Source organism: Mumia sp. Pv4-285 (genome assembly GCF_041320275.1).
Lineage (GTDB): Bacteria > Actinomycetota > Actinomycetes > Propionibacteriales > Nocardioidaceae > Mumia > Mumia qirimensis.
On the sequence record NZ_CP162023.1, the window covers coordinates 1,798,494 to 1,823,087 of the forward strand.

General features: G+C 70.6%; 26 protein-coding genes. 14 read left to right on the forward strand and 12 right to left on the reverse strand.

What is annotated here, in order from left to right; genetic code table 11:
• Positions 1-147 precede the first annotated feature (147 nt).
• The 3 genes from AB3M34_RS08705 to glnA form a co-directional block, all read right to left on the reverse strand.
• The gene (locus tag AB3M34_RS08705) at positions 148-1,917 is read right to left on the reverse strand and encodes a DUF429 domain-containing protein (protein ID WP_370619066.1); all 1,770 of its coding nucleotides are present in this window, start codon (positions 1,915-1,917) and stop codon (positions 148-150) included.
• A gap of 158 nt (positions 1,918-2,075) precedes the next feature.
• Positions 2,076-2,408 (reverse strand): type II toxin-antitoxin system PemK/MazF family toxin, encoded by a 333-nt coding sequence (locus AB3M34_RS08710; RefSeq protein ID WP_370619067.1) that lies wholly within the window; start codon positions 2,406-2,408, stop codon positions 2,076-2,078.
• 186 nt (positions 2,409-2,594) lie between these two features.
• Positions 2,595-4,013, reverse strand: coding sequence for a type I glutamate--ammonia ligase (gene glnA / locus AB3M34_RS08715; protein WP_370619068.1), 1,419 nt, complete (start codon positions 4,011-4,013; stop codon positions 2,595-2,597).
• A 226-nt stretch (positions 4,014-4,239) separates the two neighbouring features.
• Between glnA and AB3M34_RS08720 the strand changes: the two genes are divergently transcribed.
• Positions 4,240-4,653: an RDD family protein gene (locus AB3M34_RS08720; protein WP_370619070.1), complete on the forward strand. Its 414-nt coding sequence runs from the start codon at positions 4,240-4,242 to the stop codon at positions 4,651-4,653.
• Positions 4,654-4,675: 22 nt separating this feature from the next.
• Here the strand turns inward: AB3M34_RS08720 and AB3M34_RS08725 are convergent, their stop codons facing one another.
• From AB3M34_RS08725 to AB3M34_RS08735, 3 genes are read right to left on the reverse strand one after another with little or no spacing between them, the layout of a single operon-like run.
• The gene (locus AB3M34_RS08725; RefSeq protein WP_370619072.1) at positions 4,676-5,392 is read right to left on the reverse strand and encodes a DUF4191 domain-containing protein; all 717 of its coding nucleotides are present in this window, start codon (positions 5,390-5,392) and stop codon (positions 4,676-4,678) included.
• A gap of 38 nt (positions 5,393-5,430) precedes the next feature.
• Positions 5,431-6,366 (reverse strand): lipoyl synthase, encoded by a 936-nt coding sequence (lipA, locus tag AB3M34_RS08730; RefSeq protein WP_370619074.1) that lies wholly within the window; start codon positions 6,364-6,366, stop codon positions 5,431-5,433.
• Between the two features lie 5 nt (positions 6,367-6,371).
• The gene (locus AB3M34_RS08735) at positions 6,372-7,235 is read right to left on the reverse strand and encodes an AraC family transcriptional regulator (RefSeq protein WP_370619076.1); all 864 of its coding nucleotides are present in this window, start codon (positions 7,233-7,235) and stop codon (positions 6,372-6,374) included.
• Between the two features lie 78 nt (positions 7,236-7,313).
• Between AB3M34_RS08735 and AB3M34_RS08740 the strand changes: the two genes are divergently transcribed.
• Positions 7,314-7,724: a DUF1761 domain-containing protein gene (locus AB3M34_RS08740; protein WP_370619078.1), complete on the forward strand. Its 411-nt coding sequence runs from the start codon at positions 7,314-7,316 to the stop codon at positions 7,722-7,724.
• A 16-nt stretch (positions 7,725-7,740) separates the two neighbouring features.
• Here AB3M34_RS08740 and lipB read toward each other — a convergent pair whose 3' ends face one another.
• Positions 7,741-8,463 carry a lipoyl(octanoyl) transferase LipB gene (gene lipB, locus AB3M34_RS08745; protein WP_370619079.1) on the reverse strand — a complete coding sequence of 241 codons (723 nt, stop codon included), beginning with the start codon at positions 8,461-8,463 and terminating at the stop codon, positions 7,741-7,743.
• Between the two features lie 71 nt (positions 8,464-8,534).
• Between lipB and AB3M34_RS08750 the strand changes: the two genes are divergently transcribed.
• A complete protein-coding gene (locus AB3M34_RS08750; RefSeq protein WP_370619081.1) occupies positions 8,535-8,975 on the forward strand; it encodes a hypothetical protein in 441 nt (146 codons plus the stop codon).
• A gap of 18 nt (positions 8,976-8,993) precedes the next feature.
• On the opposite strand, the gene AB3M34_RS08755 is transcribed toward AB3M34_RS08750, so the two are convergent.
• Genes AB3M34_RS08755 through lpdA form a run of 3 tightly spaced genes read right to left on the reverse strand, consistent with a single transcriptional unit; the run spans position 8,994 to position 13,218 of the window.
• The gene (locus tag AB3M34_RS08755; protein ID WP_370619083.1) at positions 8,994-9,890 is read right to left on the reverse strand and encodes a TIGR01777 family oxidoreductase; all 897 of its coding nucleotides are present in this window, start codon (positions 9,888-9,890) and stop codon (positions 8,994-8,996) included.
• A 56-nt stretch (positions 9,891-9,946) separates the two neighbouring features.
• A complete protein-coding gene (gene sucB, locus AB3M34_RS08760; RefSeq protein ID WP_370619085.1) occupies positions 9,947-11,812 on the reverse strand; it encodes a 2-oxoglutarate dehydrogenase, E2 component, dihydrolipoamide succinyltransferase in 1,866 nt (621 codons plus the stop codon).
• A 20-nt stretch (positions 11,813-11,832) separates the two neighbouring features.
• Complete coding sequence (lpdA, locus tag AB3M34_RS08765) at positions 11,833-13,218, reverse strand: dihydrolipoyl dehydrogenase (RefSeq protein ID WP_370619087.1); 1,386 nt, start codon at positions 13,216-13,218, stop codon at positions 11,833-11,835.
• A gap of 219 nt (positions 13,219-13,437) precedes the next feature.
• On the opposite strand from lpdA, the gene AB3M34_RS08770 reads away from it, so the two are divergent.
• Positions 13,438-13,755, forward strand: coding sequence for a hypothetical protein (locus tag AB3M34_RS08770; RefSeq protein WP_370619089.1), 318 nt, complete (start codon positions 13,438-13,440; stop codon positions 13,753-13,755).
• 20 nt (positions 13,756-13,775) lie between these two features.
• Here AB3M34_RS08770 and AB3M34_RS08775 read toward each other — a convergent pair whose 3' ends face one another.
• Positions 13,776-15,296, reverse strand: a complete 1,521-nt coding sequence (locus tag AB3M34_RS08775) for a leucyl aminopeptidase (protein ID WP_370619090.1) — start codon at positions 15,294-15,296, stop codon at positions 13,776-13,778.
• Positions 15,297-15,338: 42 nt separating this feature from the next.
• On the opposite strand from AB3M34_RS08775, the gene gcvT reads away from it, so the two are divergent.
• Positions 15,339-16,430 carry a glycine cleavage system aminomethyltransferase GcvT gene (gene gcvT, locus AB3M34_RS08780; RefSeq protein WP_370619092.1) on the forward strand — a complete coding sequence of 364 codons (1,092 nt, stop codon included), beginning with the start codon at positions 15,339-15,341 and terminating at the stop codon, positions 16,428-16,430.
• 29 nt (positions 16,431-16,459) lie between these two features.
• Positions 16,460-16,660 carry a hypothetical protein gene (locus tag AB3M34_RS08785; protein WP_370619094.1) on the forward strand — a complete coding sequence of 67 codons (201 nt, stop codon included), beginning with the start codon at positions 16,460-16,462 and terminating at the stop codon, positions 16,658-16,660.
• Between the two features lie 16 nt (positions 16,661-16,676).
• Here AB3M34_RS08785 and AB3M34_RS08790 read toward each other — a convergent pair whose 3' ends face one another.
• Positions 16,677-17,261: a DUF3043 domain-containing protein gene (locus AB3M34_RS08790; RefSeq protein WP_370619096.1), complete on the reverse strand. Its 585-nt coding sequence runs from the start codon at positions 17,259-17,261 to the stop codon at positions 16,677-16,679.
• Between the two features lie 181 nt (positions 17,262-17,442).
• Between AB3M34_RS08790 and AB3M34_RS08795 the strand changes: the two genes are divergently transcribed.
• The 8 genes from AB3M34_RS08795 to AB3M34_RS08830 all read left to right on the forward strand — a co-directional run bounded on the left by AB3M34_RS08795 (position 17,443) and on the right by AB3M34_RS08830 (position 24,541).
• A complete protein-coding gene (locus tag AB3M34_RS08795) occupies positions 17,443-18,222 on the forward strand; it encodes a PspA/IM30 family protein (RefSeq protein WP_370619098.1) in 780 nt (259 codons plus the stop codon).
• Positions 18,219-18,497, forward strand: coding sequence for a PspA-associated protein PspAA (pspAA, locus tag AB3M34_RS08800; protein WP_370619100.1), 279 nt, complete (start codon positions 18,219-18,221; stop codon positions 18,495-18,497). The genes AB3M34_RS08795 and pspAA overlap by 4 nt, the downstream gene beginning before the upstream one ends.
• 143 nt (positions 18,498-18,640) lie before the next feature.
• Positions 18,641-19,540 (forward strand): zinc metalloprotease HtpX, encoded by a 900-nt coding sequence (gene htpX / locus AB3M34_RS08805; protein WP_370619102.1) that lies wholly within the window; start codon positions 18,641-18,643, stop codon positions 19,538-19,540.
• Between the two features lie 7 nt (positions 19,541-19,547).
• The gene (gene pspAB, locus AB3M34_RS08810; protein ID WP_370619104.1) at positions 19,548-20,132 is read left to right on the forward strand and encodes a PspA-associated protein PspAB; all 585 of its coding nucleotides are present in this window, start codon (positions 19,548-19,550) and stop codon (positions 20,130-20,132) included.
• A 63-nt stretch (positions 20,133-20,195) separates the two neighbouring features.
• Positions 20,196-21,470, forward strand: a complete 1,275-nt coding sequence (locus tag AB3M34_RS08815; protein ID WP_370619106.1) for an aminotransferase class I/II-fold pyridoxal phosphate-dependent enzyme — start codon at positions 20,196-20,198, stop codon at positions 21,468-21,470.
• A 2-nt stretch (positions 21,471-21,472) separates the two neighbouring features.
• A complete protein-coding gene (locus tag AB3M34_RS08820; protein ID WP_370619108.1) occupies positions 21,473-22,597 on the forward strand; it encodes a glycerate kinase in 1,125 nt (374 codons plus the stop codon).
• 150 nt (positions 22,598-22,747) lie between these two features.
• Positions 22,748-23,107: an iron-sulfur cluster insertion protein ErpA gene (erpA, locus tag AB3M34_RS08825; RefSeq protein ID WP_370619110.1), complete on the forward strand. Its 360-nt coding sequence runs from the start codon at positions 22,748-22,750 to the stop codon at positions 23,105-23,107.
• A gap of 93 nt (positions 23,108-23,200) precedes the next feature.
• On the forward strand, positions 23,201-24,541 hold the full coding sequence (locus tag AB3M34_RS08830) for an SGNH/GDSL hydrolase family protein (protein ID WP_370619112.1): 1,341 nt from the start codon (positions 23,201-23,203) through the stop codon (positions 24,539-24,541).
• The last annotated feature ends 53 nt before the right edge of the window (positions 24,542-24,594 follow it).

The window sequence follows — 24,594 nt, forward strand, 5'->3', positions numbered from 1 at the left end:
CGAGGTGCGAGCCGGGGGCGGGCTCACTCCTCGGGTCGTGGTGAGTTGTGATCGACGTGCGCGGTGTGCGTCTCCGTCGCCGACAAGGCTCTCATCACCGTGTTACAGGGATGTTTCGTGGTCCGGCGATCACGACCGGGAGGCGTCCTACCCCGCCGCGGCGTGCATCTTCGCGAGCCTGGCCCTCAGCAGCGGGACGCGGTGCGCGTTCGAGCGCAGGGCGACGTACTCGTCACCGCGCACCCACAGGAGTGCGTCATCGAGCCTGCGTACGGCGCCGGGGGGATAGCGATAGGCCATCCGCTCGTCGAGCGTCTCGGCATCGACCGAGCGCAGGACGTCGGCGAGCTCGGTCAGCGAGGTGATCCCCAGCTCCAGGAGCAGCCCAGCGATCCAGTCGTAGTGATCGGTCCGCGACCAGCCGGCGTCGGGGTACTGGCCGGCGAGGAACGCCGCCAGCTCGCGTGACGTGACCCGCGGATCCTCCCAGATCGCCGCTGGCTCGGGGCCGGCAGGTGACCCGCGGTGGCGTTCCCGGATCGTCGAGAACTCCCGGTCGGCGAGCTCCAGCAGTCCCGCCGCGAGGGTGAACCGGCGATCGAGGTCGGGGACGTGCTCGTCGGCGATGGTGCCCTTGTAGCGGATGTCGTGCTCGAACTCCGCCCAGGCGTGCTGCAGCACGGTACGGACCTGGACCTGCGCCCGGAGCCCCGCCAACAGAGGGTGCTGGGCCTGCCCGGCCTCGCCCAGACCGATCAGAAGGTGTCGGCTCGCGTACCCGAAGCGGCCTTCGCTCGCGGTCTCCAGACCCATGTCTCGGTCGTCGTGGACCACGACCTGGTCGCTGAGCAGATCGACGACGGCCTGGACGTCACTCTGCACGTACGTGATGACGCGAAGCCCGATCTGGTCGGTGATCTCTCGCAGCGGGTCGGTGTAGACGAGCGTCCCGTCTGCCGTGCGCGCCGCCTTCGCGGCGAACGAAGCGACCGACTTCGCGCGCCCGGTCACGGTCAGGTAGTTGATGCCGGCGTCGTCGAGGATCGCGGTCACCAGGCCGACGAACTCGGCGGTGGAGGCCTTCAGGCGGGGGTGCAGCTCGGCGTACTCGCGCACCGCAGAACGAGGGTCGCGCGTCGGGACGACGATCCGTTTCCCCCGTGGCGAGGGCGTCAGTCCCTCGGGAAGCGTCGGCGTGACGATGTAGCCGGTCTCGAAGTCGCCGTACGTCGTGATCTCGTCCGGGTGGCGGATCGCGAGGAGACCGACGTACGCGCACAGCACTGCGTCGACCTGGTCCTCCACCACGCGGAGCTCGCTCTTGCGTCCCGCAGCCTCGGCAGCAGCGCGGAGCGAGCGCCATGCATCGCCCGCCTCGGGGGTGTCCAGCACCAGGGGCGGCTCGGCGGCGCTGAGGCCTTCGACCAGGCCGAGCAGCACCACCAGCTCGGCGCGGAGCTGGTCGAGGTCACGGCCGGGCTTGTTCTTGTACTTCAGTGTCCGACCCAGACGGAAGAGCGCGACCGTCGCCGGGTGCGGATAGACCTCGATCGCTCGACGCGGACGACCCGAGCGAGGGTTCATGTCGAGTCCGAGGCGGGCCGCCAGCCGCGCGCCGCGAGGCTTGTCGGCGAACTCAGGCTTGCCGGTGTTGGACGGATGTGCGCCCGCATCGAAGCGGGCGAAGTCGCGGTTGAGCGCCGCCTCCGCCGGCCGGTTCCCGGTCGGGTTGGTGACGATGAGCGGCGCGTCGATCGCGACGAGGCAGTCGCCCTCGACGTACGGCTCCAACGCCGCGACGATCTCGTCGTCCGTCCTCGCCGCGGAGACGTGCACCAGCTGCCCTGCGGGGTCGAGAACTGCCAGTCCCGTGGGCTTGCGCTCGCCCCACGCAAGGTCGACTCCGACGAAGTACATGGGCACAGCCTGCACCATGCCGGCTCGGACCACGAGGAACGGCGACCACCGCGAGTATGTCTCCCGTCCCCGAACGGTCAGCGGTGTTGAAAGCAGGCGCCGTCGATCATCCGGAAGAGACCGACCACGCCGTCGCGGGCGCTCGTTCCTCTTTCCGCCTACTCGAGTCCACCGAGACGGAGGGCGTTCTCGATCTCGCCGAGTGTGGCGGAGGACAGAACGCCCGCCCGCTCGATCAGGTCGTCCCGGGACACGGTGGTCAGCCACGTGCAAGGGGTCAAGCCCGGACGAGGCAACGCGAACCGCAGCACGCCTTCAAAGGGCAGTCCTTCCACAGCGCCTACTGCCACTTCGACACCCAGACCGGTGATGTCGACACCCGCCCGAGCGACGACCTGCATCACCCGGATCCCGGACGCGTCGTCTCCCGACAGCAGCACGACCGGCCGCCGCTCGTCGAACTTCACCCACCAGACTTCGCCACGTTGCACATGTCCTCCTGACGCTTTGATCATCGGTGTGAAGGCACACAATCACGCGGTGGCCGCGCTGGACGAGAAACCAGGTCCGCCGCCACCATGCCCGACCTACGGCTGAGTACGAGAAGGTCAGAGCGCGCGAACGCCCCCGCGCCGCCGCAGTTCAGCGGGGTGCGAGGGCGTTCGAGCGGCCCGGTTCTAGATGTCGTAGTAGAGCTCGAACTCGTGCGGGTGAGGACGCTGCGCGATCGGAGCGATCTCGTTCTCGCGCTTGTACTCGATCCAGGTCTCGATCAGGTCCGGCGTGAAGACGTCGCCCTGGGTCAGGAACTCGTGGTCGGCCTCGAGCGAGTCGAGGACGGCGCCGAGCGAGGTCGGGACCGAGTCGATCTGGTTGTACTCGTCCGGCGGGAGCTCGTAGATGTTCTTGTCGATCGGCTCCGGCGGCTCGATCTTGTTCTTGATGCCGTCGATGCCGGCCAGCAGCAGCGCGGAGAACGCGAGGTACGGGTTGGCCGACGGGTCGGGGCAACGGAACTCGATGCGCTTGGCCTTCGGGTTCGAGCCGGTGATCGGGATGCGCACGCACGCCGAACGGTTGCGCGAGCTGTAGACGAGAGCGATCGGCGCCTCGAAGCCCGGCACCAGGCGGTGGTACGAGTTCACCGTCGGGTTGGTGAACGCGAGCAGCGACGGCGCGTGCTTGAGGATGCCGCCGATGTAGTGACGTGCCATCTCCGAGAGGCCGCCGTAGCCGGCCTCGTCGTAGAACAGCGGCTCGCCGTCCTTCCAGATCGACTGGTGGCAGTGCATGCCCGAGCCGTTGTCGCCGAAGATCGGCTTCGGCATGAAGGTCGCCGTCTTGCCGGCGGCCCAGGCCGTGTTGCGGATGATGTACTTGAACTTCATGACATCGTCGGCGGCCTTGAGCAGCGTGTCGAAGCGGTAGTTGATCTCCGCCTGGCCGGCCGTGCCGACCTCGTGGTGCGCGCGCTCGACCTGGAGGCCGGCGTCCTCGAGGTGCAGGACCATGTCGTTGCGCAGGTCCGCGAAGTGGTCCGTGGGGGAGACGGGGAAGTAGCCGCCCTTGTAGCGGACCTTGTAGCCGCGTGCCTCGTCCTCGGCGCCGGTGTTCCAGGCGCCGGCGATCGAGTCGATCTCGTAGAAGCCACGGTTGGCCGACGTCTCGAAGCGCGCCTTGTCGAACACGTAGAACTCGGCCTCGGGGGCGAAGAACGCCGTGTCGCCGATGCCGGTGCTGGCGAGGTACGCCTCGGCCTTCCGCGCGATGTTGCGCGGGTCGCGCGAGTAGGCCTCGCCCGTCAGCGGGTCGTGGATGAAGAACTCGAGGGCGAGGGTCTTCTCGGGACGGAACGGGTCGATGTACGCCGTCGTCGGGTCCGGGAACAGCGCCATGTCGGACTCGTGGATGGCCTGGAAGCCGCGCACGGAGGAGCCGTCGAACATCAGCCCGTCCTCGAACACCGCCTCGTCGAAGGACGAGACCGGCACCGTGAAGTGCTGCTGGATGCCTGGCAGGTCGGTGAAGCGGACGTCGACGAACTTGACACCCTCGTCCCTGATGTAGGCCAAGAGCTCGTCGCGGTTTGAGAACATAAAGCCTCCTCGGCCAGAGCGCTGCTGCACAGGCCGGCCGTCTCGTACGGGGGTCGATCACAGGGTCACGTCGCTGTGCCCCCACGAACGTAGGCAGGGCCAGTTACCCAACCATGACCCGTATGTTTCAGCCATGTTACGAAGTTCCGGGGGTGATGAGGAAGGGGACCCGAGGTCGGCGTCACGGGTCTCGGACGGCTGGTGAGCGCCGAGTAGGGTTGTCGCCGTGACCACGCCCTCCCCGGAACCAGCAGTGTCGATGCCGGAGGTGGCCGGGATCGGCCGCCGTTTCCTCGCCCTGCTGATCGACTGGTTCGTCGCGCTCTTCACCGCATCGGTCGTCACGGGCTCGCCGGCGTTCGGCGTGGGAGCGGTGAGCGGCTGGTGGACGCTGCTCGCCTTCTGGCTCGAGGTCTCGCTCCTCGACGCGACCCTCGGCTTCTCGATCGGCAAACGGGTCGTCGGCATCTGCGTCGTCGGCCCGAACGGCCGCCCGATCGGGCTCCGCGCATTCGTGCGCACGGCGCTGATCCTCCCGATCATCCCGCCGCTGATCCAGAACCACGAGGGCCGCGGTTTCCACGACGTCGTGGCTCAGTCGGTGATCACGTACATCCGTCCGCGGAAGCAGCCCGCCTAGCGACCGTCCTGCTGGTCCGCGCTCAGCGGCCCTGCATCATCTTGCGCGAGCCCTTGGCGCTCGTCGGCACGGGACCACGCGGGATCGGGGCCTGCGGCCGCATGGCGTCGAGCGCCTTCAGCTTGTTGATGATCGGCGTGATCTGCGCGGGCTTCAGCGCGCGCTTCGACTTGCGGATCGTCGAGACGAGCTTGGGGAGGGGCACCTCGCCCTTGTCGGTGTCGCGGCCGACGACGATCGTCGAGATCGGGACGTCCTCGCCGACGATGCGCGCGGTCTTCTTGCGCTCGACCGTCAGCAGGTTGCGGACCCGGTTGGAGTTGCCCTCGCCGACGAGCACGATCCCCGGGGGACCGACGACACGGTGCACGACGTCCTGGCTCTTGGTGAAGGCGACGGCCTGGTCGACCTTCCAGCCGCGCTTGAGCATCCCGAGCGCACCGGCTCCGGCGCCGACCTGACCCTCGACCTGTGCATAGGCCGACTTCTCGGCGCGCCGACCGAACACGATCAGCGTCGCGAGCACGCCCGTGAGGACGGACAGGATCGACGTGAAGACGATGCCGATCAGGCTGCCGCTGCCACCGAGGAACCACCCGAGGGCGAACACCACGCCACCCGTGACGAGGAACCACGCGAGCAGGCGCAGGCCGATCGTACGATCGGAGCGCTTGGTGATCTTGTAGGCGGACCGGATCTGCGCGATGCGACCCTGCGGCGGCGAGTCAGGAGTGGACATGGCACCCAGGGTACGCCGTCGGCGGGCGGGGTCGATCGTCAGGTTCTGGCGGTGGTGCGTGCCTCGATCGCCTGCTTGTAGAGGCGTCCGGCGCGGTAGGACGACCGCACCAGCGGTCCGGAGAGGACACCGGCGAAGCCGATCTCCTCCGCCTCCTGACCCATCTCCACGAACTCCTCGGGCTTGACCCAGCGCTCGACGGGATGGTGCAGGGGAGAGGGGCGCAGGTACTGGGTGATCGTGAGCAGCTCGCAGCCGGCGTCGTACAGGTCCTGCATCGCCTGGCTGATCTCCTCACGGGTCTCGCCCATGCCGAGGATCAGGTTGGACTTCGTCACCAGCCCGTACGCCCGTGCCTCGGTGAGCACGTCCAGCGAGCGCTCGTAGCGGAACGCCGGCCGGATGCGCTTGAAGATGCGGGGGACGGTCTCGACGTTGTGCGCAAGGACCTCGGGCCGCGAGGAGAAGACCTCCTCGAGCAGCTCCGGGATGCCGTTGAAGTCGGGGATGAGGTTCTCGACGCCCGTGTCGGGGTTGAGCTCGTGGATCTTGCGGACCGTCTCGGCGTACAGCCACGCGCCGCCGTCCGGCAGGTCGTCGCGGGCGACACCGGTGATGGTGGCGTAGCGCAGGCCCATGGTGCGGACGCTCTCGGCGACGCGACGAGGCTCGTCACGGTCGAGGGCGGTGGGCTTGCCGGTGGCGATCTGGCAGAAGTCGCAGCGCCGGGTGCACTGCTCGCCGCCGATCAGGAAGGTCGCCTCACGGTCTTCCCAGCACTCGTAGATGTTGGGACAGCCGGCTTCCTGACAGACGGTGTGCAGGCCCTCCGACTTCACGAGCTGTTTGAGCTCCGTGTACTCGGGACCCGTACGCGCACGCGTCTTGATCCACTCGGGCTTCTTCTCGATCGGGGTCTCGGCGTTGCGAGCCTCCAAACGGAGCAGTTTGCGGCCTTCAGGTGCAAGCGTCACGTTCTTCACCCTACGTGGTCGTCGACGAGACCTCGAAGAGACCGTGCGTACGCCCCAGGCGTCAGCCCGGTGACCGCGCGGAAGTCGTGCGCGAGGTGGGCCTGGTCGACGTACCCGAGGTCGGTGGCCAGGCGCGCGAGCCCGCGGTCGTCGACGGTGGCGAGCGCCTGCGCGACGTGCTGCAGGCGGATGCGTCGGGCGACCCACTTGGGGCCGTGCCCGAGCGTCCGCGAGAGCGCCCGCTGGACCGTCCGCTGACTCACTCCGAACCGAGACGCCAGCAACGGTCCGGCGCGGTCGTCCAGGCGGCTCCGGAGGTGGTCGACGACCGCGTTGGCAAGAAGGAGCGACGCGTCCGGGGCCGAGCCGCCGACGAGGTCCCCGATCACCGCGTCGGCCCGAGCCGCCATCTCCAGGGGATCGTCCTCGGTCGCGACGGTCGACAGCAGGTCGTGCACCTGCGCGTCGAGGTCGCGGTCGACCGGGAGGGCGGTGTCGGCGACGTCGGCGGGCCCGAGGCGGCTCACGAGCGCGAGCCCGGCGGGGCGCAGCCGGATCCCGAACACCGAGCCCGACCCGGCGATCGTCCGCGTCCACGCACGGCTGTGGACTCCCGTGACCACCAGCGGTGCCGGGACGGCCCCGCGCTCGACGCTCAGCGTCACGGCCGGCAGGTCGACGATGCGCTGGTCGACGGACTCGTGCGGTCGGAGGTTCCACCGGACCGACCAGTACGCGTCGACGACCTCGGAGCAGGACGGTGACGGGTCGATCCACTGTGCGTGGAACCGTACGAGGTTCTGCGGGTGGAGCACGCCGGAGCGCTCGTGAGGCGCGATCGGGCGTCGCCGCGGGCCTCGTCCGTCCACGACCTCATCATGGCGGCGTCGACCGGGCTGTCGCATTTCTCCAAGCGCGAGGCCGGCGCCGGGGGCGACGATGCCGCCATGGACACCTCCTTCGGCGGGCTGCTCGTCGGGCCGGCGCTCGCGACGTTCGCGTACTACGCGCTCGGCGCGCTGTGGTTCACCCCGCTGTTCGGTCGCGCCTGGGACAGCGCCACGGGACACCGGCGCACCGACGGCGAGGCCTTCGGTGCCGCGTACTACGTCGTCCCGCTCGTGGCGTGCGGCGCGGTGTCGGTCGGCGTCGCGCTCCTGCACGAGCTCATCGACGTCGCCGGCCTGGGTGGTGCGCTCCTGCTCGGCCTCGTCGTCGGCGCAGGCATCGCCGTGCCGGTCTCCGTGACGAACGCGATGAACCCGGCGATGCCCCGGCCGTACGTGTACGGCGCGGTGACCGGCGGATACCACCTGGTGGGAGCAGTCGTGGTCAGCCTGCTCGTCACGGTCGCATGACCTGCGGCGGCGCGGGTCAGCCGAGGTGCGGTGCGAGCCCGTACGTCACGCCGCTGGCCGCAATCGCCTGATCGAGGTCGGGGCTGACGACGAACGGGTGCCAGGCGAGGAGGTCTTGCAGATGGGGTTCGAGCGCGTCGGCGACCTCGACCGTGCTCACACGCCGGTCGAGCTCGAGCGACAGCGAGGTGACGCCCGCATCGGCGATGCCGCAGGGCACGATCTTGGCGAACCAGGTCATGTCGACGTCGCAGTTGAGCGCGAGCCCGTGCATCGTGACGCCGCGGGCCACCCGGATGCCGAGCTGGCCGAGCTTGCGCTCCGGGCCGCGGTCGTCGCCGGCGATCCAGACACCCGAGCGGCCGGAGACGCGACCGCACATGACGCCGAGGTCGCGGACGGTGCGGATCATGGCCTCCTCGACGCGGCGTACGTAGTCCACGACGAGGACGTGCTCCGGCAGCGCGACGATCGGGTAGCCCACCAGCTGGCCGGGCCCGTGAAAGGTGATGTTGCCGCCTCGGTCGATGTCGACGACACGGCTGCCGTCGGTCGGGCGCTCCCACCCCTCCGTTCGGGTGCCGGCGGTGAACACCGGCGCATGCTCGAGGAACAGCACGGTGTCGTCGACGACACCGGCTGCGCGGTCCGCGTGCAGCTCCCGCTGCAGCGCCCACATCTCCTCGTAGTCGGTGCCCTCGGACCCGAGCCCGATGCGGCGGATCTCCAGTGCGCTCACGTCCGCCAGCCTAGTACGGCGCCTGTGGACGACGGCCGCGGGCGACGGTGGCGGACGGGCATGCTGGCGCGATGGATCCTGTGAGCCTGGCGAGCGCCGCGGCGCTGGTTGCCGGCACGGTCACCCGGAGCGCGGACTGGCTCGACCGGCTCGCCGTCCTCGACGACAGCCGGTCAGCGGCGTTCGTCCGTGCCGACCCGAGCCTTCTCGGTGACGTGTACGCCTCCGGTGGGCGGCTGCTGGAGAGCGACACGGCGGCGATCCGTCGCTATGCCGCGCGCGGGCTCGAGGTCGAGGACGTCCGGTTCGAGGTCCTGCGGTTCCACGTCGTGCGCGAGAGCGACCGCGTCGCGGTGCTGCGGGTCGTGGACCGTCTCGAACCGGTCCGCGTACGGTCCGCCGGCGGTGCCTGGCGGGCACTCCCGAGCGACGGTCCGACCGATCGGATGATCACCGTCGTCCGTACGGCCGCGGGCTGGCGGATCTCCACGGTCGAGCGGCTCGCGGGATGACGTCGGTGACTGGCGGAGTCAGCGCGACCCCAGTGCCGTTGCGACGACCTCGTCGACCGTGCGGTCGGCGAACACGTAGCCTGCCTCCTCGAGGCGCATCGGGACGGCCCTCAACGAGCCCAGGGCGAGGGTGGCGAGGCCGCCCATGGCCGTGCGGAGCGCGAACGCGGGCACGGGGACGATCGACGGGCGGTGCAAGGTTCGTGCAAGGGCCCGGGTGAACTCGGCGTTCGTCGAGGGCTCGGGCGCGACGACGTTGTACGGGCCGGCGGCGTCGTCGGTCTCGGCGAGGTGGGCGACGGCGCCGAGCCAGTCGCGCAGGCTGACCACGGGAAAGTACTGCTCGCCGGAGCCCAGGCGCCCGCCGGCGCCCAACCGGAACGGCAGGGCGATCACGCGCAGCAGTCCGCCGGACGAGTCGAGGACGGGCGCCGTACGGATGAAGCAAACCCTTGCGCCCGCGTCGGCCGCAGGAGAAGCGGCGGCCTCCCAGCGCTCGACGACGTCGCCCAGGAAGCCCGGAGCGCGAGGGCTGGTCTCGTCGAGGAGCGTGCTGCCCTGGTCGTCGCCGTAGGCGTTGATGCCGCTCCCGCTGAGCAGCACCGGCGGGCGGGGAGCGCGAGCGACCGCCTCCGCGATCGTGGTCGTCGTCGTCACCCGCGACTCGGTGAGCTCACGGCGGTACGCCGGTGTCCAGGGCCAGTGGGCGATCGGGGCACCCGACAGGTGGACGACGACGTCGGTCGCGTCCACGACCTGCTGGTCGATGCGACCCGCCTCGGGGTCCCAGGACGACTCGAACGGGCCCTTCTCGGATCCGCGGACGAGTCGGACGACCTCGTGACCGCGCTCCCGCAGATGGGCTGCGAGGGCGGTGCCGAGGAAGCCCGACGCCCCGGAAAGACAGAACCTCATGCGCCCATCCTCACGCGCGCACGAGGTTCTGTCAGGAGACGGCCGAGGCCGCCGCGTCAGCCGAGCTCGGCCTCGAAGGCCCCCTCCTCGAGGCGCTTCTTGACCGTCGTCAGGAAGCGGCCCGTGTCGGCGCCGTCGACGAGGCGGTGGTCGTAGGTCATCGGCAGGTACGCCATCGACCGGATCGAGATCGAGTCGTTGCCGTCGGCGTCGGTGACCACGACCGGCTTCTTCACGACCGCACCGGTGGCAAGCATCGCGGCCTGCGGCTGGACCAGGATCGGCGTGTCGAACAGACCGCCGAAGCTGCCGATGTTGGTGATCGTGAAGGTGCCGCCGGACAGCTCGTGGGGCTTGATGTCGCCCGTGCGCGCACGCTTCGCGAGGTCGTCGATGCGCTGGGCGAGACCCGCCAGGCTGAGGTCGCCGGCATCGTGGACGACGATCGAGAGCAGGCCCCGCTCGGTGTCGACGGCGATGCCCAGGTTGATCGCCGCGTGGTAGGTGATCTCCTTCGTCTCCTCGTCGTACGACGCGTTGACGTTCGGGTGCGCCTTCAGTGCCTCGACCGTCGCCTTGGCGATGAACGGCAGGTAGGTCAGCTTGACGCCCTCGCGGTCGAGGAACGACGCCTTGTGCTTCGCACGGAGCGCGGCGATGCGGGTGAGGTCGACCTCGTGCACCTGCGTGAGCTGGGCGGCCTCCTGCAGCGACTCCTTGGTCTTGATCGCCGTCAGCTGGCGGATCCGGGTCGCCTTCTTGACCGTTCCTGCGAGTCCGGAGACGTCAGCCCCGCTCGCCGCCGGGGCAGCAGCGACGGGCGCTGCGGCGGCGGCGCGTGCCTTCTCGGCGGCGTCGAGGATGTCCTGCTTGCGGATGCGGCCGCCGACACCGGTGCCCGCGACGTCGTCGAGGGCGACACCCTCGCGCTCGGCCAGCTTGCGGACGATCGGGGTCACGTACTGGCGGCCGTCGGACTTGACCGCGCTCGGCTTGGCCTCGGGCTCGGCTTCCGGCTTGGGCTCCGGCTCGGGCTTGGACTCGGGCTTGGACTCGGGCTCGGCCTTTGCCTCGGGCTCGGGCTTGGACTCAGGCTCGGCCTTTGCCTCGGGCTCGGCCTTCGGCTCCGGCTCCGGCTCCGGCTCTGCCTCGGGCTCCGCGGACGGCGCGGGAGCGTCGGACGGGGCGGACGCTCCCTCTGCCCCGATCAGCGCGAGCTGACCGCCGACCTGGACGGTCTCGTCCTCCGCTGCCGTGATCTCGACCAGCGTGCCGGCGACCGGGGACGGGATCTCGGTGTCGACCTTGTCGGTCGAGACCTCGAGGAGCGGCTCGTCGACGGCGACCTCGTCACCGACCTGCTTGAGCCACCGGGTGACGGTGCCCTCGGTGACGCTCTCGCCGAGCTCGGGGAGGGTCACGGGTGTCGCGTCTCCGGAGGGAGCCGACTGACCACCGTCGTCGGTCGGCTGGTCGCCCGAGTCCTTCGGCTCCTCGGAGGACGCCTGCTCGGCGGCGACCGCGGGAGTCGTCTCCTCGTCGTCCGGCGTGCTGGACTCGCCTGCCGGCTCCTCGGGTGCTTCCCCCTCGTCCGTGGCGGCCTCGTCGGCGGGCGCCTCCTCAGGCGCAGCCTCCTCGGCGGGCGCCTCCTCGCCGGACGGGGCGTCGTCGCCGGTGGACTCGCCCTCCTCGCCGATCGAGGCGAGAACTGCGCCGACCTCGACCGTCTCGTCCTCGGCCGCGGAGATCTCCAGCAGGACGCCGGCGACCGGCGACGGGATCTCGGTGTCGACCTTGTCGGTGGACACCTCGAGGAGGGGCTCGTCGACGGCAACCGTGTCGCCGATCTGCTTCAGCCACCGCGTGACGGTGCCTTCGGTGACGCTCTCTCCGAGCTCTGGAAGCGTGACGGGCGTTGCCATGGGTTGACCCCTGTCTGATCTCAGGCGTGTGCGTGGAGTGGTGATCCGGCAAGAGCCAGTGCGGCCTCACCGAGTGCTTCGTTCTGGGTGGGGTGGGCGTGGACGAATGCGGCGACGTCTTCGGGGAAGGCGTCCCAGTTCACCCACAAGGATGCCTCGCCGACCTGCTCGCCCATCCGTGACCCGATCATGTGGACCCCGAGGACAGGACCGTCGATCTCGCGGACGACCTTGACGAGACCGGCCGACCGGAGGATCTGCGTCTTGCCGTTGCCGGCGAGGTTGTACTCGTACGTGGCCACGGCACCGTCGCCGTACGCCGTCCTGGCCTGTGCCTCGGTCAGTCCGACCGACGCGAGCTCGGGCTCGCAGTAAGTCACGCGTGGGATGCCGCTGTCGACCACCGGCTGCGGCGAGCGCCCGGCGATCTCCTCGGCGACGAAGATGCCGTGGGCGAACCCACGGTGCGCGAGCTGGAGCCCCCGGACGACGTCGCCGACGGCGTACACGCCCTCGACCGACGTGCGCAGCCGGTCGTCGGTGACGACGAACCCGCGGTCCACGGAGATGCCGTGGTCGGAGAGACCGAGGCCGTCGGTGCGGGGTCCGCGACCGACTGCGATGAGCACGAGGTCGGCCTCGAGCGTCTCGCCGCCCTCGAGCGAGACGTAGGCGCACGCCTCGTCCTGCTTCACGCCCGTGATGGCCGTGGCGGTGCGGAAGGCGATCTTGCGCTTGCGGAAGGCCCGCTCGAGCTGGACGGAGAGGACCTCGTCCTCGAGCGGCACGAGGTGCGGGAGGGCCTCGACGATCGTCACGTCGCAGCCGAAGGAGCGCCACACCGACGCCAGCTCGACGCCGATCACGCTCCCGCCCACGACGACGACCCGCTGGGGGAGCTCCTCCAGGGCAAGCGCGCCGTCCGACGTCACGACCCGGCCGCCGATCTCGACCCCGGGGACGGTGCGCGCGTACGAGCCGGTGGCCACCACGAGGTTGCGTCCGGTGACGACGGTGTCCGCGACTGCGACCGAGCGCGGCCCGACGAGGTGCCCGGTGCCGTCGACGACGTCGATGCCTGCGCCGCGCACGAGACCTTGGAGGCCGCGGTAGAGGCGGTCCACGACACCCTCGCGGTAGCGAGCCACCGCGGCGAGGTCGACGCCTGCGTACGTCGCGCGCACCCCGAACGCCGAGGCGTCACGGGCTGCGTCGGCGACCTCGGCGGCGTGCAGCATGGCCTTGGTCGGGATGCAGCCCTGGTGCAGGCACGTCCCGCCGAGCTTGTCGGCCTCGACCAGAGCGACGCTCAGGCCGAGCTGTCGTGCACGGAGCGCGGTCGCATAACCCCCGCTCCCTCCACCGAGCACCACGACGTCGTGGTCGCGGGGGGCGGACTGGGTCACGGGAAGCCTCCAGGTGGTGAGGGCGGCGAGATCTTCGCTGCCTGCTGCCGCCCTCATCTTGTCACTGCGCATCAGGCGGCGCACACAGTGGGGCGCTACCCGTGGGTACGGCAGACTGGTGGAAGAACGCCTCAGCCACAGCCTCGCTCGACAGCCGCAGGAGCACACCCGATGGGCCTCTTCCGACGCAAGAAGCAAAACCGCACACGCGGTGGCGCCATGGTCTCCGACCGCGCTTCGGACACCGCAGACCGCGCGCACCTGGAGAAGTTCGTCGAGTCCCGCGTCGGAGTCGAGGGGTTCGTCGAGCCGCCGACCGCGGTGTCCCAGGTGACCCTCCTCCTGGTCGCCAAGGACGGCGAGTGGACCCGTCGCCGTGTGCCGTCGGCCGCCTGGGCACACGACTTCGGCAACAAGCACCGCGTGCCGACCTACGACGCCGGTGTCGTCGGCTACCCGCAGCGGATGCGCGAGTACAACCGCCGGGTCGCGGCAGAGCGCAAGAGGCGCGACCGCGAGGCGCAGACCGGCGACTGAGCGCCGGCCCGCGCCGGGCCTCAGTCGACGGTGTGCGCCAGCTGCTCGGCGAGGGCGACGAGCGTGCGTACGCTCATGCCGGTGCCGCCCTTGGGGACCTCGTCGTACGCCCCCGCGTCGTTGAAGGCAGGACCGGCGATGTCGAGATGGGCCCACGTCGCGTCGCCCACGAACTTCTGGAGGAACGCGGCCGCGAACAGCGCGCCGCCGGCCGGCTTCGGGTTGTGCTGACGCACGTCCGCGATGTCCGAGCTCGTGACACGGGCCGTGACCTCGTCGGTGATCGGGAGGGGCCAGAACGCCTCGCCCGCGACCTCGGCGGCGTCCAGGACCTGCTGGCGGAGTGCCTCGTCGTTGCCGAGCACGGCGGCGGTGCGGTCACCCAGCGCGACCATCGCGGCTCCTGTCAGCGTCGCGACGTCGATGACGAGGTCGGGCTTGGCCTCGACGGCGACGACCAGACCGTCGGCGAGGACCAGACGTCCCTCCGCGTCGGTGTTGTGCACCTCGACGGTCGTGCCGCCGCGGATCGCGATGACGTCGCCCGGACGCATCGCCGAACCGCTCGGCATGTTCTCGGCCATCGAAGCGATGCAGGTGACCGCGACGGGGAGCTCGAGCGCGGCGATCGCCAACGTCGCGGCGACCACGGACGCCGCGCCGGCCATGTCGCACTTCATCGTCATCATGCTCGCGCCCGGCTTCAGGCTGAGACCGCCCGAGTCGAAGGTGATGCCCTTGCCGACGAGGGCGAGGTGGGCGACCGGCTTCTTCGGCTTGTAGGTCACGTGCACCATGCGGGGCGGGTTGGTCGACCCTTGGCCGACCCCGAGGATGCCGCCGCACTGCTCCTTCGCGAGCCGGGTCTCGTCCCACACGGCGACCTTCACGCCCGTGGTCCCGTCGGCCCTGGCCGTGTCGCTGACGCTGTCGGCGAACGCCGCGGGCGTCAGGTCGCCGGGACCGGTGTTGACCCAGTCACGGGCGCGGTTGACCGCGGTGGCCGTCGTCTGGCCGGCCTCGAGCGCCGCCAGTGCGCCGGCGTCGCGGGACAGGCGGGTGAGGAGGACGATCCCGTTGGGACGGTCCTCGGCGGCCTTCTTCGCGTCGTCCGTCGTGCGGTAGCGGTCGAAGCGGTAGCCGCCGAGCTTCACGCCCTCGGTCACCGCGCGCACGGCGTCGGCATCGGGCGTCGGCAGGGCGTACGCCACCGTCGTCGCGTTGTGGACCGCCTTGATCGCCTTCGCCGCCGCCTTGCGGAGGTCGCTCGTCGACGGCGCGGCGTCCAGACCCACCGCGACGACCACGGCCGCCTTGATCGCGCCACCGGTCGGCAGGACGGCGACGTCACCCTTCTTGCCGCGGAACCCGAGCGCTGTCAGCGTCGGCCCGAAGGAGCGACCGAAGGCCTTGCTCACACCGTCGGCAGGCTCGATCGCCTTGAGGTCGGGCCCGACACCGATCACGACGACGTCGGCTCGCGTGGTCGTCGGTGCGGCGGAACTGAGGGTGAACGTGGGCTCTGCGCTCTTCTGGGCCATGCGTGTCAGCCTAGCGACGGACGGCGGGATAAGTTTCTGGTCATGACGCTCGCGCACTCACCGCTGCACGCACGCCACCTCGAGCTGGGAGCGAAGCTGGCCGAGTTCGGCGGGTGGGAGATGCCCCTCGAGTACGCCGGCGGCGGGGTCCTCGCCGAGCACAAGGCCGTGCGCGAGGGCGTCGGCATCTTCGACGTCAGCCACCTCGGCAAGGCCACGGTGCAGGGGCCGGGAGCGGCGGCGTACCTCGACCGCTGCCTGACCAACGCCGTCGACCGCATCGCCCCCGGTCAGGCGCAGTACACGCTCTGCTGCGACGACGACGGCGGCGTGGTCGACGACCTGATCGTCTACCTGCGCAGCGACGACGACGTGCTTCTCGTCCCGAACGCCGCCAACACCGCCGAGGTCGTACGCCGGCTGGTCGAGCGCGCGCCGGGCGACCTCACCATCACGGACCGTCACCACGACTTCGCGGTCCTCGCCGTGCAGGGGCCGCGCAGCGAGGAGACGCTCGCCCAGCTCGGGCTCCCGGTCTCGCACGACTACATGTCGTACGCCGAGGCCCAGCTCGACGGCGCCACGCTCACCGTCTGCCGCACCGGCTACACCGGGGAGCGCGGGTACGAGCTGGTGGTGCCGGCCGACTCCGCGGTGGCGGTCTGGGACGCGATCATGGCGGGTGGGGAGGAGCACGCGATCCGCGCGTGCGGCCTCGGCGCGCGCGACACGCTGCGGACGGAGATGGGATACCCGCTGCACGGGCAGGACCTGTCGCTCGAGATCTCGCCGGTGATGGCGCGCCTCGGCTGGGCCGTCGGATGGGACAAGCCGGAGTTCTGGGGACGGGACGCGCTCCTCGCCCAGCGTCAGGCCGGTGAGGTGCCGCTCTTGCGCGGGCTCGTCGCCGTGGGTCGCGGGATCGCCCGGCCCCACATGGCGGTCGCGGCAGGTGGGGCGGAGGTCGGCGAGGTCACCTCCGGCACGTTCTCGCCGACGCTGCGCCGAGGAGTCGCGCTCGCTCTGCTCGACCGCACGGTGTCGGTCGGCGACGAGGTCACCGTGGACGTCAGAGGACGTGCGGAGCCGTTCCGCGTCACTGCCCCGCCGTTCGTCGAGTCGTCGACCCGGTAGCCGCGGACCCGGCTGGCTAGGCTGCCCCCATGGTGTGGACATGGCGGTTCGAGAAGGCCGACGGTGCAGCGGTCTCCCCGCAGGACGACGGAGGCTCGTTCGCGAGCCGCGGTGACGCGGAGTCGTGGGTGGGGGAGTTCTACGGCGACCTGGCCGACCAAGGGGTCGACCAGGTCACGCTGATGGAGGACGGTCAGGTCGTCTTCGGCCCGATGTCGCTGCACGCGTGACGTCGGCCGGCAGACGTCAGTAGGAGTCGCCGCGGCTGACCTGCGGCTTCGGCAGGCGCAGGCGCCGGATCTGCGTGCTGCGCATGATCGTGTACGTCGTGAGGCCCTTCGTGCTCGCATCGGGGAACCGCGCGGCGACCTCGCGCTTGACCCGGCGCACCAGGAAGAACGAGTCGACGATCGTGCCGACGATGGTGATCACCCAGAGCAGGTAGATCGCGCTGACCGCCCAGGGCGCGCGGATCAGGCTCACCAGCAGGATGATGACGAGCACCGGCATCAGGTACTCGCCGACGTTGCGCCGCGAGTCGACGACGTTGCGCGCAAGGCCCTTCACGGGCCCCTTGTCACGCGGGGGGAGGTAGCGGTCGTCACCGGTGCTCATCGCCTGGCGGACCTTGCCGCGCTCCTTCGTGCGCCGGTCGCGCTCCGCACGGGCCATGTCCTTGCGGGTGGCCGGAGTCTTGAGCGCCGCCTTGCGCGCGGCCTCCGCCTCCTTGCGGGTGGGGGTCGGACGACCCTTGCCGTCGGGCTTGGCCTCGGGCGCAGGCTGCGCGGCCGCTGTCGCGGCGGTCTCGGTCTGGTTCTTGCGTGTGAACACTGATGCCTCAGGTCGTCAGGGTGCGTGCCACGGGCGCGAGACGCGCGGGCACACCGGTGCGGTCACGAGTACGTCGAGCCTACCTGGCCGCCGTCGGCGCCAGAAGACGTGCTGTCGAGAAGAACGCGCTGCCCGTAAGGTGGGGGGAACAGCGATCTTGGTGAAGGGGACAGACTCCACGATGGGCATCATGAAGCGGATGGGCATGGTCTTCCGCAGCAAGGCCAACGCAGCGCTCGACAAGGCGGAGGACCCGCGCGAGACGCTCGACTACAGCTACCAGAAGCAGCTCGAGCTGCTTCAGAAGGTCCGTCGTGGGGTGGCCGACGTCGCGACCAGCCGCAAGCGGGTCGAGCTGCAGGTCAACCAGCTGCAGCAGCAGTCGGCCAAGCTCCAGGACCAGGCCAAGAAGGCACTCGCCGCCAACCGCGAGGATCTTGCCCGGGAGGCGCTGACGCGTCGGTCCGGCCTCGACCAGCAGATCGCGGACCTCCAGACGCAGCACGCGTCGCTCCAGGCCGAGGAGGAGAAGCTCACCCTCGCCTCGAAGCGCCTGCAGGCCAAGGTCGAGTCCTTCCGCACCCGCAAGGAGACGATCAAGGCGACGTACACGGCCGCCGAGGCCCAGACCCGCATCACCGAGGCGTTCTCGGGCATCTCGGAGGAGATGGGCGACGTCGGCCTCGCCGTGCAGCGTGCCGAGGACAAGACGGCACAGATGCAGGCTCGCGCCGGTGCGGTCGACGAGCTTCTCGCGTCCGGCGCCCTCGAGGACGTCACTGCCGGCCCGAACGACGACATCAGCCGTGAGCTCGACGCCCTGGCGTCCGCCTCGACGGTCGACTCGGAGCTCGAGGCCATGAAGCGCCAGCTCGGCACGGGTGCCGACAAGCCGGCGCTGGGCGCGGGCGACGTCGCGCCCGACGCGGTGGCCGAGGAGAAGCGGGAGGGGCAGGCGTGATCGTACGCATCATGGCCGAGGGGCAGTTCGAGGTCGCCGACGACGCGCTCGACCAGCTCAACAGCCTCGATGACGCCGTCGAGAGTGCCGTCGCGAGTCACGACGAGGAGGCGTTCGGCGATGCGCTGAGCAGCCTGCTCGAGGCCGTACGCCAGATCGGCAAGGAGGTGCCCGACGAGGAGCTCGTCGAGTCCGACCTCGTGCTGCCGCCGTCTGATGCCTCGCTCGCGGAGGTCGAGGACCTGCTCGGGGCCGACGGCTTCATCCCCGGCTGACCCGCACCCCGGCTCACCCTCCACCCGTCGTACGCCGTACGTTCCCGCCGCCGGTCGTCCCGGCGGCGGGAACGCGCGAACCCTCCCGGGCGTTGAACTCGTAGGCGGCCGTCCACCTTCGCTCGCGGCCTGAAAGAGGAAGCATGTCCAAGACCCGATTCCGCAGCGACGCGGGCCTGACCCGCCGGATCGGCGTGGTCAGCCTCGGCCTCGTGGCGCTCTACCTCGCGTTCGGCGCCGTGCTCATCACGGTCATGCCGAGTGCCGCGATGGCCGCCGTCATCGTCGTGGCGTTGGCGTGGGGCCAGTGGTACTTCTCCGACAAGCTCGCCCTGGCGTCCATGCGGGCGCGGATCGTCACGCCCGAGCAGGCGCCCGAGCTGCACGCCATGATCGACCGCCTCTGCGCGCTCGCCGACATGCCGAAGCCGGCGGTGGCGATCGCCGACACCGACCTGCCCAACGCCTTCGCGACCGGACGCTCGCCGAGCCACTCGGCCGTCTGCGTCACGACCGGCATCCTGAGGCGGCTCGACGCCGAGGAGCTCGAGGGTGTCCTGAGCCACGAGCTCGCCCACGTCGCCCACCGTGACGTCTCCGTCATGACCGTGGCGTCGTCGCTCGGCCTGCTGGCAGGCTTCCTGGTCCGCTGGGCGCCGTTCCTCGGCAACAACCGCGACCGCAACAACAACGGGGCGCTGATGTTCCTCGTCGTGTGGATCGCCAGCATGGTCGCCTACTTCATCAGCTTCCTCCTGACCCGCGCACTGTCGCGCTACCGCGAGCTGAGCGCCGACCGCGCCGGCGCCTACCTCACCGGCAAGCCCTCGGCGCTGTCCTCGGCGCTGCTCAAGATCACGGGCGAGATGGGCCGGATCCCGAGCAAGGACCTGCGCGAGGTCGAGAACATGAGCGCGTTCTTCTTCGCCGCGCCGGCATTCTCGCGCGACTCGCTGGCCGGGCTGATGAACTCCCACCCGCCGGTGGAGAAGCGGATCGACCAGCTCGCTCGGATCTCCGCCGATCTCGGCCGTCCCCTCTGAGCCGGCGATGGGATTCTGGGACGCCCTGATGGGCAGGTCGAAGCCGCCGCAGGCCGACCTCGACGCACTGTTCGCACTGCCGTCCGCCGCGCTCACGCTGGAGGCAGCAGCGTCCATACGGCCCACCGGCATCGGCGCCGTCTGCTACCGGCAGAGCGAGGGCGCCGCGTTCAGCACGATGCAGTCCGACGTCACCGAGCTCCTCGACGCCGACGGCGGACCGAAGGTCGAGCGCACGGTCGACCCGTACGGCTTCACGTGGCTGGTCGTCCAGCACGATCCCGAGGACGTCGCCGGGCTGGTCACCGATCTGCACGCCGTCAACAGCACGCTCGTCGACAACGGCTTCGGGCCGCACCTGCTGTGCTCGGTGGTCGACTTCGCCACCACGGACGGCCGACCGCTCGGGCTCGTCTACCTCTACAAGCGGGGCACCTTCTACCCGTTCGCGCCCGACGGCGAGCCGCGGCGCGACAACGGTCTCGAGCTTCAGGTGCGCGGCATCGTCGCCGACGACCTCCCCCTCGAGAAGGACCTGTCGCGCTGGCTCGCCATCTGGGGCGCCCCGGGGCTCGACCGCGGCACTCGGTAGATTCGGCCCCGACGCCCGAGACCGTCAGGGCGCGCCGTCAGAACCCGCATCCCAAGGATCCCCATGAGCATCTCCACCCTGGATCGTGACGCCCTCGGTTCGCTGCTGTCGGAGCAGCGCACCGCGTACGAGGACCTGCGTGCGCGCGGTCTGACCCTGGATCTGACGCGGGGCAAGCCGTCGCCGGAGCAGCTCGACCTGTCGCAGGCTCTCCTCGCCCTCCCCGGCGAGGGCGACTTCCGTGCCGCCGATGGCACCGACACCCGCAACTACGGCGGTCTGGAGGGGCTCGTCGAGCTCCGAGAGATCTTCTCCGACCTGCTCGGCATCCCGGTGCCCCAGCTGCTCGCCCAGGGCAGCTCGAGCCTCACCCTCATGCACGACACGCTGGTGTGGGCGATGCTGCACGGCTTCGCCTCGTCCCCGCGCCCGTGGGCCGCGGAGGAGAAGGTGCGCTTCGTCTGCCCCGTGCCGGGGTACGACCGCCACTTCGCGCTGCTGGAGTCGCTCGGGATCGAGATGGTTCCCGTCGCGATGAACGAGGACGGCCCGGATGCCGAGGCGGTCGCAGCCCTGGTCGCGGACGACCCGACGATCAAGGGCATGTGGCTCGTCCCGGCCTATGCCAACCCGACCGGCGGCGTGACCTCGCCCGAGGTTGCGGCGCGGCTGATGGCGATGCCGGCGGCGGCGCCGGACTTCCGGCTGTTCTGGGACAACGCCTACGCGGTGCACCACCTCACCACCGACGAGACCAAGAGCACCGACGTGCTGTCGCTCGCGTCCGCCGGCGGCCACCCCGACCGTGTGGTCGTGTTCGCCTCGACGTCGAAGATCACGTTCGCGGGTGCAGGCGTGGCCCTCTTCGGCAGCTCACCGGCCAACATCGCATGGTTCAAGAGTCATCTGAAGTTCGCGTCGATCGGCCCCGACAAGGTCAACCAGCTGCGTCACGTACGGCTGTTCGGCGACGCCGAGGGCGTCCGCGCGCTGATGCGCCGGCACCGCGACCTGCTCGCCCCGAAGTTCACGATCGTCGACGAGGTGCTCACGTCGCGCCTCGCGGCCTACGACGTGGCCACGTGGACGCGGCCGCTGGGCGGATACTTCGTCAACCTCGACGTCGTCGACGGCACGGCCGCACGCGTGGTCGAGCTCGCCAAGGCGGTCGGGGTCGCCCTGACTCCTGCCGGCGCCTCCTTCCCGTACGGCGCGGACCCGCGTGACCGCAACATCCGGATCGCGCCGTCGTTCCCGTCGCTGGACGACCTGCGTGCGGCGATGGACGCGCTGGCGACCTGCGTCCTGCTCGCGGCGGCCGAGAAGTCCCTGGCCTGACCATGCGCGTCCTCATCGCCCCCGACAAGTTCGCGGGCACGTTGAGCGCACCCCAGGCGGCGCGCGCGATTGCCGAGGGCTGGTCGCGCGCCGCTCCGGGCGACACCACGGTGCTCGTCCCGATGTCCGACGGCGGTCCCGGGTTCGTCGTGGGGCTCCACGCCAGCCTCGGTGGTGAGCTGCAGACCGTCACCGGTGTCCGCGGCCCTCTCGGCGTCCCGGTCGATGCGCCCCTCCTGCTGGTCGACGGCCGCAGCGGGAGCCGTACGGCCTACGTCGAGTCGGCCACGGCGTGCGGGCTCCACCTCGAGCAGCGCCGCAGTCCCGAGGACGCATCGACGTACGGCGTCGGGCAGCTGGTCGCGGCCGCGGTGGACGCCGGCGCCACGTCCGTCGTCGTCGGCCTCGGCGGCAGCACCACCACCGACGGCGGGGCCGGACTCCTGGCGGCGTTGGGCGCTCGGGCCGACGTCCCGCTCGATGCGGGGCCCGCCGGGCTCGCCGGCGTGACCTCGGTCGACCTGTCCGCGGTGCGGGAGCGGCTCGCACGGGTGACCCTCGTCGCCGCGACGGACGTCCGCAGCCCGCTGCTGGGTCTCTTCGGTGCCGCCCGCACGTTCGGGCCGCAGAAGGGCCTCGACGACGCGGCGATCGTCCGCGTCGACGCGATCCTGGACGCCTTCGTCGTCGCCGTGTGCGGCAGCGAGCCGGCGCAGCGCAAGGTCGCCGACCTGCCCGGCGCCGGTGCCGCCGGCGGGCTCGGCTTCGCGCTCCAGGTGCTCGGGGCGACGGTCGAGCCCGGCGTCACGATGGTCGCCGACGCGGTCGGCCTCGCCGACCACGCACGCGGCTGCGACCTGGTCCTGACGGGGGAGGGGGCGTACGACGTCACCTCCCGCGACGGCAAGGTCGTGTACGGCGTCGCGGAGATCGCCGGTGAAGCCCTCCGGCCCTGCGTGGTGCTGGCCGGCAAGGTGCTCGTGGGATCCCGCGAGCGGAGGGCGATGGGGGTCGAGGCCGCGTACGCGATGGTCGACACGGTCGGTGAGGAGACGTCGCTGGCCGAGCCCGAGGAGTCGCTGCGACGGCTGGCCGAGCGCGTCGCTCGTACCTGGTCCGACCGCTGAGCGCGACGTACGCTGTCCACTACTTGCGGCAGTGCGCCACGCTCGGCGTATCGTGGTGCCGTACGGTGGAATGAGATCGCGGATCCCCGCGTTCGTGTTGTCAGCACCTGCCAACCGGGCGGCCCCGCACCACACACTTCGGGAGAACAGATGACCGTGCAGAGCACCGACGCCAACGAGACCCTCACCGGCGTCAACCTGACCGACGGCGCTGCGGCCAAGGTGAAGAGCCTCCTCGACCAGGAGGGCCGCGACGATCTTGCGCTCCGCATCGCGGTGCAGCCCGGTGGATGCTCCGGTCTGCGCTACCAGCTCTTCTTCGACGAGCGCACCCTCGACGGTGACGAGACCCGCGAGTTCGACGGAGTCTCGCTCGTCGTCGACCGCATGAGCGTCCCCTACCTCCACGGCGCGACCATCGACTTCATGGACTCGATCGAGAAGCAGGGCTTCACGATCGACAACCCCAACGCGACCGGCTCCTGCGCCTGCGGCGACTCGTTCCACTGAGTCCGAGGACGCGGCAGCGCCGCTGACACGACGACGGCCGTCCGGGAGCCCCGGGCGGCCGTCGACGTCTGTCCGGGAGCGTACGCTTTCTGGGTGCAACTCCGCCGATCTCGGGCTCGTGGGCTGCCGCTCCTGACGGCTGCGCTCGGGCTCTCTGTCGTTGGACTGGGCGTCCCCGTGCATGCCGCGGGCCTGGCGCCTGCGCAGGCACGCCAACCGGGTCCAACGCGGATCATGCTCGCGGGTGACTCCATCACGCACGGCAGAGCCGGCGACTACACCTACCGTTACTGGCTCTGGCGCGGCGTGCGTTCGGTGGGTGCCGACGTCGATTTCGTAGGACCGCGACAGGACCTGGCGTACGCGAAGACGAGCTACCTCGATCCTGCTTTCGACCGCGATCATGCCGCGATGGCGGGTTCGACGACGGCGTACCACCTCGACCGGATCACCGAGGAGGTCGCAACCCATCGTCCCGCAGTCGTGGTGATCATGATCGGATTCAACGACCTCCGCGTCCGCACTCCCGAGGCAACAGCGGCGAACATCCGGACGTACGTCGAGCGCGTGCGAGCCGTCGACCCAGCGGTGGACCTGGTCGTCGGGCAGGTGACGACGGGCTGGTCCGCCAGCGGCGGCGCGATGCTGCAGGCCGAGACCCACACCCTCAATGTGCTTCTCCACGGTCTCGCTGCGGTGCTCGATACGCCTGAGTCGAGGGTCGATCTCGCGTTGATTGCCGACGGCTGGGACCCGGCTGCGCACACCTGGGACGGCATCCATCCCACTCCTACCGGCCAGACTCGCCTCGCGCAGCGGGTTGCGGACTCCCTCGTCCGCATCGATGCGGTCTCCGCGAGGCCGCTGATCGACAAGGCTGTCGCGTGGCCGGCGACGTACGTCGTGGGTGGCCGTGCTCTCGATCGCCGGATCGATCTGACGTGGGACGCGACCGGGATCGACGCCTGGACCAGTCGCGTGCGCCATCACCTGGTCGCTCCTGTGCGCGGCGCCGCGACGACGACGGGGTGGAGTACGGGCTCGCAGCGCGCGATCCCCGGGCTCCGGGCCGGCGGCACCTACGAGCTCCAGGTGCAACCCAGGCGCGGCACGATGACCGGTGCGTGGTCCCGCCCGGTGCGCGTACGCGCCTCCGGCCGCGTCCCTGTGGTGAGCCGGACGACGGCGACCTGGCGCGCTCGGAGGCTCCGCGTGCGGTGGCAGCAGGCTGCTACGTCGGACACGTATACGGTTGCGTACCGCACTCGCAGGCACGGCAGGCCATGGAACGCGTGGCGGCACACCGCTCGTTCGGGTGGAGCTGCGACACTCGCCGTCTCCCGGCGGACGGCGCGGGCTCAGGTTCGGATCACGCCGCGCAACGACTACCTCACCGGCTCCCCCGTCACACATCGCGCCGTCCGCCCGAGGTGACCGGCTCTCGCTCCACGTCGACGCGCACGACTATGGTGGGCGCGCACGTGTCC

Bases quoted from the DNA above. Each gene is read 5' to 3' on its own strand.
- pspAB (WP_370619104.1), top strand. From the start codon at position 19,548: ATGGGATTCTGGGACGCCCTGATGGGCAGGTCGAAGCCGCCGCAGGCC.
- AB3M34_RS08755 (WP_370619083.1), bottom strand. From the start codon at position 9,890: ATGAGGTTCTGTCTTTCCGGGGCGTCGGGCTTCCTCGGCACCGCCCTC.
- htpX (WP_370619102.1), top strand. From the start codon at position 18,641: ATGTCCAAGACCCGATTCCGCAGCGACGCGGGCCTGACCCGCCGGATC.
- AB3M34_RS08795 (WP_370619098.1), top strand. From the start codon at position 17,443: ATGGGCATCATGAAGCGGATGGGCATGGTCTTCCGCAGCAAGGCCAAC.
- AB3M34_RS08785 (WP_370619094.1), top strand. From the start codon at position 16,460: ATGGTGTGGACATGGCGGTTCGAGAAGGCCGACGGTGCAGCGGTCTCC.
- AB3M34_RS08775 (WP_370619090.1), bottom strand. From the start codon at position 15,296: ATGGCCCAGAAGAGCGCAGAGCCCACGTTCACCCTCAGTTCCGCCGCA.
- erpA (WP_370619110.1), top strand. From the start codon at position 22,748: ATGACCGTGCAGAGCACCGACGCCAACGAGACCCTCACCGGCGTCAAC.
- gcvT (WP_370619092.1), top strand. From the start codon at position 15,339: ATGACGCTCGCGCACTCACCGCTGCACGCACGCCACCTCGAGCTGGGA.
- AB3M34_RS08770 (WP_370619089.1), top strand. From the start codon at position 13,438: ATGGTCTCCGACCGCGCTTCGGACACCGCAGACCGCGCGCACCTGGAG.
- AB3M34_RS08740 (WP_370619078.1), top strand. From the start codon at position 7,314: ATGGACACCTCCTTCGGCGGGCTGCTCGTCGGGCCGGCGCTCGCGACG.
- AB3M34_RS08815 (WP_370619106.1), top strand. From the start codon at position 20,196: ATGAGCATCTCCACCCTGGATCGTGACGCCCTCGGTTCGCTGCTGTCG.
- AB3M34_RS08820 (WP_370619108.1), top strand. From the start codon at position 21,473: ATGCGCGTCCTCATCGCCCCCGACAAGTTCGCGGGCACGTTGAGCGCA.
- AB3M34_RS08725 (WP_370619072.1), bottom strand. From the start codon at position 5,392: ATGTCCACTCCTGACTCGCCGCCGCAGGGTCGCATCGCGCAGATCCGG.
- AB3M34_RS08705 (WP_370619066.1), bottom strand. From the start codon at position 1,917: ATGTACTTCGTCGGAGTCGACCTTGCGTGGGGCGAGCGCAAGCCCACG.
- glnA (WP_370619068.1), bottom strand. From the start codon at position 4,013: ATGTTCTCAAACCGCGACGAGCTCTTGGCCTACATCAGGGACGAGGGT.
- AB3M34_RS08750 (WP_370619081.1), top strand. From the start codon at position 8,535: ATGGATCCTGTGAGCCTGGCGAGCGCCGCGGCGCTGGTTGCCGGCACG.
- sucB (WP_370619085.1), bottom strand. From the start codon at position 11,812: ATGGCAACGCCCGTCACGCTTCCAGAGCTCGGAGAGAGCGTCACCGAA.